The organism is Nitrospirota bacterium, from assembly GCA_040757335.1.
Taxonomy (GTDB): Bacteria; Nitrospirota; Nitrospiria; order 2-01-FULL-66-17; family 2-01-FULL-66-17; genus JBFLXB01.
The window spans coordinates 261,140-273,955 of sequence record JBFLXB010000001.1; the positions used below are offsets into that span (position 1 = coordinate 261,140).

A 12,816-nucleotide genomic window follows, 5' to 3' on the forward strand; every position below is an offset into this window, starting at 1 on the left:
TCCCCCTGATCACTCACACCGAGGGGACGCCATGAAGGCCTACCAACACACCTCCGAACCCGTCACCATAGCCGATGACCCCAAGGCGCGCGAGCTGCTGCGGGGAGCGTTTGAATCCACCTACCGATGGAAGCCCGACTTCAAAGGATTTCGCGCGCGCCTCTTGGTTCGTGAGGCGGGGAAACAGACCGAGGGTGACGTCCTGGTGGAGCTGCCGGAAACGGTCAAGGTCTCGTTGTCGGATGCCGACGCGCAGAAATGGGCCGAGGGACAGATCGGGATGATGGCCGTGCACCGCGGGCATCGGACGTTCGAGCAGTCGGACGGGCGACACACGCTCGGCGTCGGCGAGGATGACGGGCACCCGCTGGGCCGGCTGCTCCTGATCCACGGCGACGGGATGAACTCCCGCTACCGAATCCTCGGCAAACACATTCGCCAGATCAATCGCAGCATGGGGCCGGTGCGGTTCACCATCAACGTGGAAGACGCCATGACCACGACGGACGGCCGGCACCTCACCACGCGCTACACCGTGTATTACTTCAATCCGCAGGACAGCTCGATCAAACAGGTGGACAGCATCTCCGACGATCACGCCGTGGTGAACGGCGTGTATTTGCCGGGCACGCGCCGCGTGATCAGCACGGAGAACGGCGAGGTCCGCGTGCGGGTCATGGAATTTCGGGAACATCAACTGCTGTAAGAATAACCCAATCCCCCCTTGCCCCCCTTTTTCAAAGGGGGGTAAGGACTTCCTGCGATGAAAGGAGGCAAGCAAGCATGCGTTGTCCGAAGTGTGATTGGACCACGGTGTCATTCGAACTCGAATCTCGGCAATGGCGGTGTAAACGCTGCCACGCGACCTTTACCGACGACGGAGGCCGCTCATGGTTGGGCGCGGTTGAACCGCCGTCGCGTCCACCGCGCACGCCGCACCCGAAAAGTCCGATGAAATCAGCTCGTGGTGGACGCGCCAAAGGCGGCGCCAGGGGAACCGCCAAGAGGAAGTCGCCGTCTGGGGCGAAGAAGGCGGCCGCACGAAAACGTCGATGAACGCCGTCACCATCTACCACAACCCCCGGTGCAGCACCTCTCGTAAGACGCTGGAATTGATCCGCGCCAAAGGCATCGAGCCGACGATTGTGGAATACCTCAAGACCCCGCCATCTTCCACAGAGATCGACCGCATCCTCTCGCTGCTCAAGATGGAGCCTCGCGATCTGATGCGAAAGAAGGAGGACGAATACAGGACCTTGAAGTTGGACCGTCAGGACCTGACGCGTAAGGACTTGATCAAAGCGATGGTCGACCACCCGATCCTGATCGAGCGGCCGATCGTTCTGTCCAAAGGCAAGGCCGCGTTGGGTCGCCCGCCGGAGAACGTCTCCGCCATCCTCTGAAACACCAGGGGCGTCCAATCTGGACGCCCCTGCGCCATGTCTGAGATCGGTCTCTTGGTTTTACTGAAACAGGCCTGGTCCGTGTGTCGACGAGGCCATGAAGAATAGCATCGGAATCGAGAGCATCACGTTCACACGCGACGCGAGGAAGGCTTTCCTCGCCGCCGCGGTTTTTTCTTCGGGCTTGGCCGGAACCATCCCCAGGACGATTTTCTGATTTCGCCAGATGATGGCCCAGACATTGATCAACATGATTGTGCCCAGCCAGGCGCCCATACCAATAATCGCGTTCGACTCCTGCAACATGAACGCACTTCCGAAGCGAGGACCGAGCAACCCCGCGCCGAAAATCCACGTGGCGAGGGCAGCCCAGCGAAACCACAGCAGTGCGTTGGGCACGAGGTGTTTGAACGCTTCGGCTTTGGCTTCCGCGGACACGGCCTTCAGATACGGACCCTGAATCGCATTGAAGTAGTACAACAACCCGATCCAGGTGATACCGGCCAGAAAGTGGCCCCAACGGAACATGATCGAGATCCCTTGCATGTCGGCGCCCCCCTCTCTTAGACCAACGCTTTGACGACGAAATACAACACCAACGTCAAGACAAACCCGAGGCCGATCGTCGCCGGCAGCGAATCTAACGGATTCGACATGGCATCCCTCCTGTGAATATCGTGTATGACGCGAAGATTCTACTCGCGTCCATCGTGGATCAATCGCCGGTATCATAGTCAGCCGGATGGCGGGTGTCAACGGCGCCGTCCATCGGCCGCGTCGTTCGCTGCGATGCGTCCGATGCTGTGCGGCAACGGGATATGATATGCTCTTCGCGCTACAGACCTTTTTTCGACGGCGTACGCAACGCATCGTGACCTCAGGCACCAGTGACCAGGCGCCGACCGCCGGCCCTTCCGTCAAACACGACGAAGCTGACGTGCGTCCCGAGGGGCTGGCGACGCGTGCGGCGTGGGCCATCCTGCGAGCCGTCCAAGCCGTGGTCGCGGCGGTGCCGCTGCGCGCCGCACTGTGGATGGGGCGCCGGCTGGGGGATGCGGCGTATTTTGTGGTGTACCCGCGCACGAAGGTCGCCCTCGAACAACTGGCGTGGGCCATGCCGGAGTTGTCTACCTCGCGGCGACGTGCGGCCATCCGTGAAATGTACCGGCAGTTCGGTCAAGGTGCGGTGGAGTTCTTTCGGCTCCCGCGGATGGTGGCGCGTGGCGAGTTGGATCGGATCGTCACCGTGGAGGGCGAGCACATCGTCCGAGACGCCTTCGCGCAAGGCAAAGGCCTGCTGATTCTCACCGCGCATTACGGCAATTTCGAGTTGCTCGCGACCTTCTTCGCCGCGCGGGGGTATCAGGTCAATCTGGTGACCAGAAAACTCCGTAACGGCGTCCTCGACCGATTCTGGGCTGAGCAGCGTCGGCGGCTCAAGATTCGCGCGATTTTCAAGGACCAGTCGCTCAAAGAAGTGATTGCCCGGTTGCGGCGAAACGAAGCCATGGGGTATGTGTTGGATCAGAACATGGGCCCTGGGCAAGGCGTCTTTGTTGAGTTCTTCGGACGCCCGGCCTGCACGCTCGGGGTCGTCGCGGTCTTGGCTAAACGGTTCGGGAGTCCGGTGGTGCCGGTGTTCATCTCGCGGGATCCCGGCGACCCCACGCACCATCACATCGTGTTCGAGCCCCCGCTGGCCTTCGAGAGCCGTAGCGGCGGCGAGACGGAGGGAACCGCTGACGCGGATTTCTTGGAAAACACGCAACGGTATACCGCGGTGATCGAGCGTCGCGTCCGCGAGCGGCCCGACCATTGGATCTGGATTCACAAGCGCTGGAAGACGCGGCCGCGGTAAATGAGTCGGTCACTCATCCCTAAGCACGGCGGATATCGCAAGCTTAAGAGCTTTCAAGTGGCGCAACTCACTTACGACGTGACGGTGCGGTTTTGTGGCCGCTATATCGACCCCCGTAGTCGGACGCGTGATCAGATGGTGCAGGCGGCGCGGTCAGGGGTGCAAAATATCGCCGAAGGGAGCCAAGCCAGCGGCACTTCGAAAAAGATGGAACTCAAACTGACCAACGTGGCGCGGGCCAGCCTCGAGGAACTGCGGTTGGACTACGAGGATTTTCTGCGTCAGCGCAGACTGGCGATCTGGGAACGGAAGGACCCGCGCCGGAAGGCTTTGATTGACCGGCGGCCGGACACGGCCGACGCTGTGGCGCAGTGGGCCAAGGAGATTCACGAGAAAGGTGGACGACGTGGACAGCGTGGACTGAGTGGACACGATCCCCTGTCCATGTCGTCCATCACGTCCACCTATTCTGAAATCGCAGCCAATGCGGCGTTGACGCTCATTGCCGTGGCCACGGCGCTCTTGGATCGCCAGATCGCGGCGCAAGCCCGGACCTTCGAAGCCGAAGGCGGATTCACGGAGCGCCTCTACCGGACTCGCTCTGCTAGAAGGAACGGCCCGTCACGTTCGGCCCGTTCCTCCTTGCATTGCCCGGCGGTCTTATGGCACCATTCCGAGCGTCAGTCGTGGCCTTGCCGCACGCAGAAGGAGCCCGTCGTGATTCAGGTGGCGCGTCGCTTTGTCGGAACGGTCCATTTCTTCCAGGGACCGAACAAGAGTAATCCCATCGCATTGTACGCCCGCAAACAGGGGGCGGATGTCGTGATCGGGGCCGTGGTTGAGCCGTGGAACGCGATTTCCGGGAGCGGTCCGACGATCAACAAAGCGGCGGGCAATTTCGAAGTCAACTGGAAGGCGCAGCCGATTCCCGCGGAGCAGTACTCAGGGCCGCACTGGGAAGAGGGGATCAAAGCCGAGAAGCCCGCGCCGCCTCCCAAGCCCGCAGCACCGGCTCCCGCACCGACTACGGTTCCGGTTACGGAGCCGCCGACGCCTTAGCATCTCAGACTGTCGAGGAGCTCGATAGCACTTGCAGGCTGCTCAAAACGTTCCAGCTGCCAGGCCGCAGCAAGGAGGAACCCGCAGCGTACTGGTTCGTACGTGAGGAGTTCCGACGAGCGAGAACGCAGCAGCTGGACGTTTTCAGCAGCCTGGGGTGTTCAGGTCGGCCATTCGCTGGGCGAGTACGCGCGTACGCTCAGGGCATGAATCGCGCTCTGCATTTCTTCCCGCAGGATCTGAAACACGAGGCGTCGGCGATCCAGGGCGTTGAGCCCCTCAAACTTGGACGAGACCACGTCGACCGCGAAGTGTCCGCCGCCCATCCGCGCTCCCGTGTGTCCGGCGTGCTTCCAGGATTCGTCTTCAACCGCCACGTGCACCGCATCCAGGTCTTTCAGGAGTTTTTGCTCGATCGTCGTTTTCGTCGTGTGTGATCGCGTCGTCATGTCTGTGCTAGATGGGTGATGATCAGGGAGATCGTTGGCCGCAGCGTACCGCGAACGTGGGGCGCGCTGCAAGACCGAGAAGGAGGCGATGATGCCGGCAGGTGAATCCGAATACAAGGGTAATCCCATGCTCGTGTTGACCCAGGGACCGGACGATCGGTTTCCGTTTCAGTTCGGCCTCAAGAAAGCCAAGCTGATTTTGGAGCACCTGGAGGACATCAAGGCCTTCGTGGCCAAACACTCCAAATAGCCCAGCATGAAACCGCATCGCGCGCCGCGGCTCACGGTCCACCCGAAGACTCCGCAAGGCCGCCACATCGCCCGCGCCGTCGAGGCGCTCAAACAGGGTGGGATCATCGTATATCCGACCGACACGGTCTACGGACTGGGTTGCGACATCACCCAGCGGGCGGCGGTCGACCGTGTGGTCCGTATTAAGGGGCGCGACCCCAAGAAGCCCATGTCGTTCGTGTGCGCCGACCTGACGCATATCAGCCAGTACGCGAACGTGTCGGACTTCGCGTACAAGATCCTTCGGCGTTACTTGCCGGGACCATACACGTTTGTGCTGCCTGCCAGCCGCGATACCCCAAAAATTCTCCAGTCCAAACAACGAACCGTGGGGATCCGGATACCAGCTCACCCCGTGCCTCTGGCACTGGTCGCGGAACTTGGCGAGCCGCTCCTGTCCACCAGCGCCAATCGTTCCAGCGAAGAAACGGTCTCGGACCCTGACGACCTCGAGGAGCGGTTTGCGCACGACGTGGACCTGATCTTGGAGTGCGGCCCGCTGCCGGTATTGCCGTCGAGCGTGATTTCGTTGGTGGATGATCGGGTGGAGGTTTTGCGCGAGGGCGCGGGCGACCTGGAACCATTTCGGTCCCTGGCGTAGGAGTCTGTCTCCCCCCCCTTTAACAAAGGGGGGAAGGGGGGATTTGATTTAGGGTTGGTTCACCCGCCCGTGTTTTTCCAATAAACTCCTCACCATCTTCCCTTTCGCCTTGTACGGGGGCTGGGACAGCTCGTCGATCGTGCAGGGGATTCGGTAGGTCCAATTGTGCGGGCCGACGGTGGCGGGGATGTTGATTTGCTCCTCGCGACCGAACACGTCCTGAAAGGGGAGGATGACGAGCCCGGATCCTGAGCCGAACAGACGGTCCAGAATCAACCGGTGCCATGCGTCGGAGAACGTGCCGGGCTCCAATGCGCCGGACCGACGCACGTCTTCGGCATCGAAGAGCTCGGCGAAGGCTTCTCGTTCCGCCTTCGGAGCGGTCTTCCACCAGGCCGCCAGAGTCGGCGTGTCGTGCGTGCCCGTGGTCGCCATCGACACGTACGGATACTTCTCCGGCAACCGATAAACGCTGTCGTCGCGTTCCCACCGGAACACCTTGTGTCCGGCGATTCCCAGCTTCTCCAGGGTGGCCGGCACGAAGGGCGGGATCGTGCCGAGGTCTTCCGCGATCGGGATACACTCGCCGAGCCGTTCGCCGATCATGGTGAGGAACACCTCGCCTCGCCGGATCTGTTCGGGCTCGTCCGGCGGATCGAAGTGGGAGACCTCGCCCTTCGCCATCACCCATACGCGAAACAGCCCCACCACGTGGTCGATCCGCAGCAGGTCGAACCACTCGCGGGCGAGCGTGAGGCGCTGGCGCCACCAGGGAAAACCCGCTGTTTCGACCACGGTCCACCGGAACAAGGGGAGGCCCCAGTCCTGCTCGGGATTGATCGGATCTTTGGGTGCGCCGACCGTGTGTGTCAGATCGAACTCGTCACGGCGGCTCCAGATGTCGGCACTGTCCCAACTCACCAGAAACGGGAGGTCACCCGCGAGCCGAATCCCCATCCGCTGGGCCTCGTGTCGGACGTTCCGCCACTGCTCCCACACCGCCCATTGCTGGTAGTGAACGTAGAGCAACTCCTCGGCCTGTTCGACGTCCAAGCGCGACAATGCCCGGGCATCGGCGCGCCGGAACGGCTCGGGCCACTCGGCCCAGTTCCGGTATTGGTGCACCTTCTTCAACACCCGGAACCGGGCGAAGGGGACCAGCCAGGCGGCGTTTGCGTCGCGGAATTCCCGGAAAGCCCGCGCCCGACGGCTGTCGGTGATCCAGTGGCACTGAAGAAATTCGGCGAACGCCAGGCGCAGCACTCGATCCTTGAACGCGCGAACGTGGCGGAACTGGACGCGTTCGTCGCGCCGCCACGCGGCGAGATCGCGCGCCATCGCTTCTTCAGCGATCAGTCGTTGGACGGTCGACGACTCCGCGACATCCTCCCACGCGTCGAGCGCAAGGTAGATCGGATCCGACGCCATCCCGCTGAGCGCCTGGTAGGGACAGGTTTCACCGGGTCCCATCTCATTGAGCGGCAGGAGCTGCAAGACCTCGAACCCACACGAGGTCATCCACCGCATCAACGCGGGAAGGTCGCCGCAATCACCGATGCCCCAATTGCGGGCGGAGCGCAACGCGGACAGCGGCACCATGACGCCCGCCATCTTGCGCGGCAAGAAAGGAAAGGGAGCGTGGATGCGGGTCACCGGCGTGGCTCCGAAGGCACGGCGTGTTGTAACAGGAGACCCATGGGTGCCGCAAGTGCCGATTGAATTGACGCCTGCCGCGTTGGTATGATGCCTTCGAGCAGCGGTCAGCCGACGCTGTACGAACCGAGTGATCGCACATGAGCGACCGCCGACCCGTCCCGACAGAGCCTGATCCCCAGCGTCCACCCTCGCCTGCGACGTCCGAGGACTCCCTGTTGGGCCTGATCGATCGGTGTCTCGCGTCGTTGTCCGAGGGCGATCCCAAACAGAAATGGCTCTATCGCATTCGGCACCTGGTTTTGCAGGAGGAACGCACGCGCCGAGAGAGCGACGCGGATCTCCAGAAGCTCAGGGGCGTGGTCGACAAGCTGACCGCGCCCGCCAACCGCGTGGGAGTCGTCGTGGCGGTGCCGGGACGTGACGTGGTTCGGCTCGTGGTGGGTGGGGCCGAGTACTGGGCCGGCGTGGACCCGCGGCTTGACCCCGGTGAGCTCAAGGTCGGGGTGCAGGTTCTCGTGAACGAAGCGTTCGCCGTGATCAAGGTGCTCGGCTACGAAACCGGCGGCCCGGTGTTGAGGGTCGTCGACAGTTTGCCGGACGGGAGGATCCGCATCGGGCAGGAACCGGGCGGGCAGGCGGCGTTCATTATCCGAAGTGCGGACCTGGTCGGGACCGAGATCCAGCCGGGTGACGAGGTGCGGGTGGATTCGAGCCACCGCGTGGCCATCGAGCGACTGGAGTCCAAGGGAAGTCGTGACCGACTCTTGGACGAGGTTCCCGACGTCACGTGGGAGGATATCGGAGGCCAGAAGGACGCGATCGCCGCGATCCGCAAGTCGATCGAAGCGCCGCTCCTCCACGCGAAAACGTTTGCACGTTTCCGGTTCAAACCGCCGAAGGGCCTCCTGCTGTACGGACCGCCGGGCTGCGGCAAGACGCTGATCGGGAAAGCCACCGCGGCCAGCCTTGCGGCGTCCCTGGCCGGTGACGGACCGCCGGTCCGCGGCGCGTTTCTGCACGTCAAAGGCCCCGAGATCCTGAACATGTGGCTGGGCGAATCGGAACGGCTCGTGCGCGACCTGTTTGCCCAGGCGCGAAGTCGGCGCACCGCAGGGTTTTTGCCCGTGATCTTCATCGATGAAGCCGAGTCGATCCTGGGGACTCGCCGCTCCATGCGCGCGCTCAACATCGCGAACACCCTGGTCCCGATGTTTTGCGCGGAGATGGACGGCGTGACGTCGCTGCGAGACGTCGTGATCATCCTGGCGTCGAACCGTCCCGACCTCATCGATCCCGCGATCCTGCGGCCGGGACGCATTGACCGGAAAATCAAAGTGGGGCGGCCCAGCCGCGAGGACGCGACCGAGATCATCCGGATCCATCTCGGCGACGTGCCGCTCGACCCCTCGCTCCTCGGAGACCACGGCGGGGACGAGGCGGCGGCACGCGCGGCGCTCGTCACGGCCGCGATCGACCGGCTGTTCGCGCGGGACGACGGCAACCGCGTGTTGGCGGTGCGCCTGCGCAGCGGCCTCCGGGAGACGATGTACCGGGGCGACGTGATCAGCGGGGCGATCCTGGCGGCGGTGGCGCAACGCGCCAAGGAGCGCGCGATCGAACGCGCACTGCAGCAAGGCGGCGAGCAAGGAATCGGCATCGAAGACCTCCGCGATGCGATCGACGCGGAGTTTTCTCAAGGAGAAATTCTCCCGCCCGACGACGCGGCGGAAGAATGGCTCAAGGTGCTGGACCACCATCCTCAGCAGGTGGTGGGCGTGGCGTCCTTCCGAGGCGGGCGGGAGTCAGGCGAGCGCCCGGTCCACGTCGTCATCTAGGGCGAGCCTGTCCATGAAGGGTCATCTGCTGCGTTGCCGCTGCGCGTCCGGTGCTCACGTACACACTGAGTACGCTCCGCTCCGGTGCTCGCGGCGCCTTGCATCTGACGCCTTCCTGAACAGGCTCGATTAGGACCAGGCCGCAGTGGAGACGAATAGCCTCGCGTGAGCGCTCTCAACTCACAGAAGATTCCCTACCCGACAGTCGGTCTGATCGGGTTGGAAACCGAGTACGGGATCACTCGCGATCACGCGTCCTCCATCGACCACGTGAGCGAGTCGATGGCGTTGGTGCGCGCGTACCTGGACGGGCCGTTCCAACGGCGGTGGAGTTATCGGGAAGAGGATCCCCACCGCGACGCGCGGGGGTTCCGCGTCGAGCGACTGGAGCAAGACGAGGAGGAGGACGAGTTTGCCGCGCGCGACGCCGCTCGCGCCTTGTCCTTTACCGACGTGAAGAGCGATTTGGTCCTGACGAACGGAGCCAGGTTCTACAACGACCACACCCACCCGGAATACTCCACGCCGGAGTGCCGATCACTCGCGGACCTGGTGGCTCACGATCGGGCCGGCGAGTTGATCGTGTGGGAAGCAGCCTGCCGCAGAAACCGGCGCCTCGCCGCCGCCGGCCAGCCCGGTGACGTCTCCGTGTTCAAGAACAATACGGACTTTCACGGCCACAGCTACGGATGCCACGACAACTATTTGCTGCCGCGAAGCGTATCGTTCGAGCGCCTCGCAAAGGGCCTGATCCCGTTTCTCATCTCCCGCCAGATCGTGGCCGGGTCCGGCAAGATGGGGATCGAAGTACCGACCGGCCCCGTTCGCGGCCGGTACCAGATTTCTCAACGCGCCGACTTCATCGAGACCGATCTCAGCGTCAACACCATGCACAACCGCCCCGTGGTCAACACCCGCGACGAACCGCACGCCGATCCCGCCCGCTTCCGCCGGCTCCACTTGATCCTGGGGGACGCCAACCTGTCAGAGTTCGCCACCGCGCTCAAGGTCGGCACCACCCGGGCTGTGCTCGAACTGATCACGCGCGGCGGTGCACCCGACGTCGCGGTCGAGCAACCCGCGCTGGCCCTGAAGACGATATCGCAGGACCCGGACCTGAAGGCGAGCGTTCGGCTCCGGGACGGCCGACGGTTGACCGCGCTGGATCTCCAGTCGATCTACCTCGATGCGGCGCGCGCCGGTTTGGAGGGGGCGGATCCCGAGATGGACTGGGTGTTGCGCGAATGGTCGGCGACGCTGGCGGCGCTGGCCGGTGATCAGGCTTCGCTCCGCGGGCGCGTGGACTGGATCACCAAGCGGTGGCTGTTGGAGACGTTCACCGAGGACGCCAGGATCGCGTGGGATGATCCGTGGTTGGAGAGTCTCGACCTGGCGTATCATCATCTCGACCCCGCGCGGGGTTTGTTTCGGGGCTTGGAGGCCGACGGAGCCGCGGGTCGGGTCTCGACCCCCGAGGCCGTGGAGCACGCGGTTCGGCACGCTCCGGCCGATACTCGCGCGAGCATCAGGGAATTGTGTATGACCCGGTTCGGGGAGGAGGTCGATTCGATGCAATGGGCCATGATCGGGGCCAAAGACGGCACCGCGCTGGATTTGGGGTCACTGGTCGAGCCGGAGGGGGTTGCCCGCCTCGCGCGGATCCTCCGGGATGCCCCGAGTCTGTCAGCCGGGATCAGAGCCTGGCGAGAAGGAATCACACCACGAGGTCACGCATGATGACTATCGATTTGGAACGCCGCGAACGCCCGATCGATCCGGCGCCCGCTCCGCGAAAAGAGGATCCTGGCCCCCGGCGACCGGATGTCGGGTCGCCGGAGCGGGAGAACCTGCTCAAGCGGATGCGGCAGGTGGATCCGAAGCAGGCGGAGCGGTATCGCCAACGCACGGGCCAGTAGTCCCGGCCGCCGATAAGCGGTCATCTGCGGCGTTGCCGCTGCGCTTCCGGTCCTCACGTACGCATACAGTACGCTGCGGTCCGGTTCTCGCGGCGCCTTGCATCTGACCACTTCTTGGCGGCCGCTTGCTTCGCAAGAGGAGGCGAAAAAAGAAATGACGGGGGATTTTGTCGAGCTGTTGAAGGCGAGCGGGTATACGTGGATGCCTCAAGTGGGGGCCGAGCACGTGGATCGGGAGACAATCGCGCACGGCACCACCGTGCTTGCGATGAAGTATCGGGACGGGGTGTTGGTGGCCGGGGATCGGCGGGCTACGGCGGGTAATGTCGTGATGCACGACCGGACCGACAAGGTCTTGGATCTGGATCGGTACAGCGTGCTCGCCATCGCGGGGGTGCCGGCCACCGCGTTCGAGATGGCTCGGGTGCTGGATCATTCGTTCAAGTATTACCGCCGCAGCCAGCTCCAGGATCTGAGCCTGGAGGGCAAACTGCGCGCGCTCTCCAAACTGCTCCGGGACAACATTCCGATGGCGGTCCAGGGCATCGGTGCCGTGGCTCCCATCTTCGCGGGCTACGACGTGCAGAGCCGGACGGCGAAGATCTTTTTTTACGACATCCTCGGCGCGGAGTTCGAAGGCGTGGAATACGCCGCGTCCGGTTCCGGCTCGCCCACGATCCGCGGCATCCTGCACTACGTCCATCGTTGGGGCCCCCAACGCCTTGCCGCGATGGCGGAGGACGACGCCATCGTGCTCGCGCTGCGCTTGCTCAACAGCGCCGCCGAGTTTGATTCGGCGACCGGGGGCGTCGACATCGCCGACGGGTTGTACCCGGTGGTCAAACTGATCACCGCGGAGGGGACCACCGTCGTGGCCTCGGAACGATTGGGCCGCCTGTACGAGGCCCATGTGGGGGGGCGGGGTGTTTGAAGAGCCGTATCGGTGGACCGAGGCCGTCGGCAACCGACGAGCCTACGTCGACGCCCAGCTCGCGCAGGGGAGTCCGGTGGTCGCGCTCTCCTATCGCGACGGGGTCGTACTCGCCACCTTTCAACGAGGCATCCCCAAGTTGTATGAGGTGTACGATCGCATCGCCTTGGGCGGCGTGGGGCATCCCGCGGATCTGGAGGCGTTGCGCGCCGCCGCGCTCGATATGGCGCACGTGGAGGGGTTCAACCGCTCACCCGCCGACGTGACCGCGATGCGTCTGATCAAGTACGGGCTTGCGCCGCTCGCCAAACGCGCGTACGAGGAACTGTTTCGCGCCCCGTTGATCGCAAGAGTGCTGCTCGCCCAAGTGGGGGCCCGATGGGGCCAGGACGTGCTGATGACGTTGGACTACGACGGAACCTTCGAAGAGACGGTTGGTCGCGCCGTGCTCGCGGCTTCGGACCCTTCCCGCCGCGCGATGCTCGCGCATCTCGACGGGGCCGGACCGTGGCAGGAGGCCCCGCTTGCGGCGGCGCTCCCCGCGGCACTCCGCGCCTGGGCGGTCGGGGAGCTCGTTCACGCGGCTCCGGAGGCGCCTGCGCCGGATGATGCACGGTTGACCCAACACCTCCAGGCGTGCGGCGTCGATCGTCGAATCGAGGTGGCGGTGCTGGACAGGGGAGCCGCCGGGACGTCGAAGTACCGCTCTCTTACGGCCAACGAGGTCTCCGAGTTCCTGGTGCCATGGCTCGGCGCCGCCGTACGCTGAGAGAGCCTGTCCATGAATGGGATACCAGGACACACTTCTAAGGCGCCA

Annotated in this window: 13 protein-coding genes and 1 pseudogene; 11 read left to right on the forward strand and 3 right to left on the reverse strand. The window is 63.9% G+C overall.

What is annotated here, in order from left to right; all coding sequences use genetic code 11:
• Window positions 1-31: 31 nt before the first annotated feature.
• Both AB1451_01225 and arsC read left to right on the forward strand, forming a co-directional pair.
• On the forward strand, window positions 32-706 hold the full coding sequence (locus AB1451_01225) for a DUF3386 family protein (GenBank protein ID MEW6681536.1): 675 nt from the start codon (window positions 32-34) through the stop codon (window positions 704-706).
• A 346-nt stretch (window positions 707-1,052) separates the two neighbouring features.
• Window positions 1,053-1,403, forward strand: coding sequence for an arsenate reductase (glutaredoxin) (arsC, locus tag AB1451_01230; protein MEW6681537.1), 351 nt, complete (start codon window positions 1,053-1,055; stop codon window positions 1,401-1,403).
• A 60-nt stretch (window positions 1,404-1,463) separates the two neighbouring features.
• On the opposite strand, the gene AB1451_01235 is transcribed toward arsC, so the two are convergent.
• Window positions 1,464-1,949 carry a urate hydroxylase PuuD gene (locus AB1451_01235; protein ID MEW6681538.1) on the reverse strand — a complete coding sequence of 162 codons (486 nt, stop codon included), beginning with the start codon at window positions 1,947-1,949 and terminating at the stop codon, window positions 1,464-1,466.
• A 277-nt stretch (window positions 1,950-2,226) separates the two neighbouring features.
• On the opposite strand from AB1451_01235, the gene AB1451_01240 reads away from it, so the two are divergent.
• Complete coding sequence (locus tag AB1451_01240) at window positions 2,227-3,261, forward strand: lysophospholipid acyltransferase family protein (GenBank protein MEW6681539.1); 1,035 nt, start codon at window positions 2,227-2,229, stop codon at window positions 3,259-3,261.
• Window positions 3,262-3,873, forward strand: a pseudogene (locus AB1451_01245) (four helix bundle suffix domain-containing protein).
• Between the two features lie 608 nt (window positions 3,874-4,481).
• Here AB1451_01245 and AB1451_01250 read toward each other — a convergent pair.
• Window positions 4,482-4,769, reverse strand: coding sequence for a BolA family protein (locus tag AB1451_01250; GenBank protein ID MEW6681540.1), 288 nt, complete (start codon window positions 4,767-4,769; stop codon window positions 4,482-4,484).
• A gap of 91 nt (window positions 4,770-4,860) precedes the next feature.
• Between AB1451_01250 and AB1451_01255 the strand changes: the two genes are divergently transcribed.
• The gene (locus AB1451_01255) at window positions 4,861-5,019 is read left to right on the forward strand and encodes a hypothetical protein (protein ID MEW6681541.1); all 159 of its coding nucleotides are present in this window, start codon (window positions 4,861-4,863) and stop codon (window positions 5,017-5,019) included.
• A 6-nt stretch (window positions 5,020-5,025) separates the two neighbouring features.
• A complete protein-coding gene (locus AB1451_01260) occupies window positions 5,026-5,661 on the forward strand; it encodes an L-threonylcarbamoyladenylate synthase (protein MEW6681542.1) in 636 nt (211 codons plus the stop codon).
• Window positions 5,662-5,709: 48 nt separating this feature from the next.
• On the opposite strand, the gene malQ is transcribed toward AB1451_01260, so the two are convergent.
• The gene (gene malQ, locus AB1451_01265; protein MEW6681543.1) at window positions 5,710-7,314 is read right to left on the reverse strand and encodes a 4-alpha-glucanotransferase; all 1,605 of its coding nucleotides are present in this window, start codon (window positions 7,312-7,314) and stop codon (window positions 5,710-5,712) included.
• A 140-nt stretch (window positions 7,315-7,454) separates the two neighbouring features.
• Between malQ and AB1451_01270 the strand changes: the two genes are divergently transcribed.
• The 5 genes from AB1451_01270 (at window position 7,455) to AB1451_01290 (ending at window position 12,768) form a co-directional block, all read left to right on the forward strand.
• On the forward strand, window positions 7,455-9,152 hold the full coding sequence (locus AB1451_01270) for an AAA family ATPase (protein ID MEW6681544.1): 1,698 nt from the start codon (window positions 7,455-7,457) through the stop codon (window positions 9,150-9,152).
• Between the two features lie 165 nt (window positions 9,153-9,317).
• On the forward strand, window positions 9,318-10,889 hold the full coding sequence (locus AB1451_01275) for a proteasome accessory factor PafA2 family protein (protein ID MEW6681545.1): 1,572 nt from the start codon (window positions 9,318-9,320) through the stop codon (window positions 10,887-10,889).
• Window positions 10,886-11,068: a ubiquitin-like protein UBact gene (locus AB1451_01280; protein ID MEW6681546.1), complete on the forward strand. Its 183-nt coding sequence runs from the start codon at window positions 10,886-10,888 to the stop codon at window positions 11,066-11,068. The genes AB1451_01275 and AB1451_01280 overlap by 4 nt, the downstream gene beginning before the upstream one ends.
• Window positions 11,069-11,222: 154 nt before the next feature.
• Entirely contained in the window at window positions 11,223-11,999 is a 777-nt protein-coding gene (locus AB1451_01285; GenBank protein MEW6681547.1) for a proteasome subunit alpha, read from the forward strand.
• Window positions 11,977-12,768: a hypothetical protein gene (locus tag AB1451_01290; protein MEW6681548.1), complete on the forward strand. Its 792-nt coding sequence runs from the start codon at window positions 11,977-11,979 to the stop codon at window positions 12,766-12,768. Before AB1451_01285 ends, AB1451_01290 begins: the two co-directional genes overlap by 23 nt.
• Window positions 12,769-12,816 lie beyond the last annotated feature (48 nt).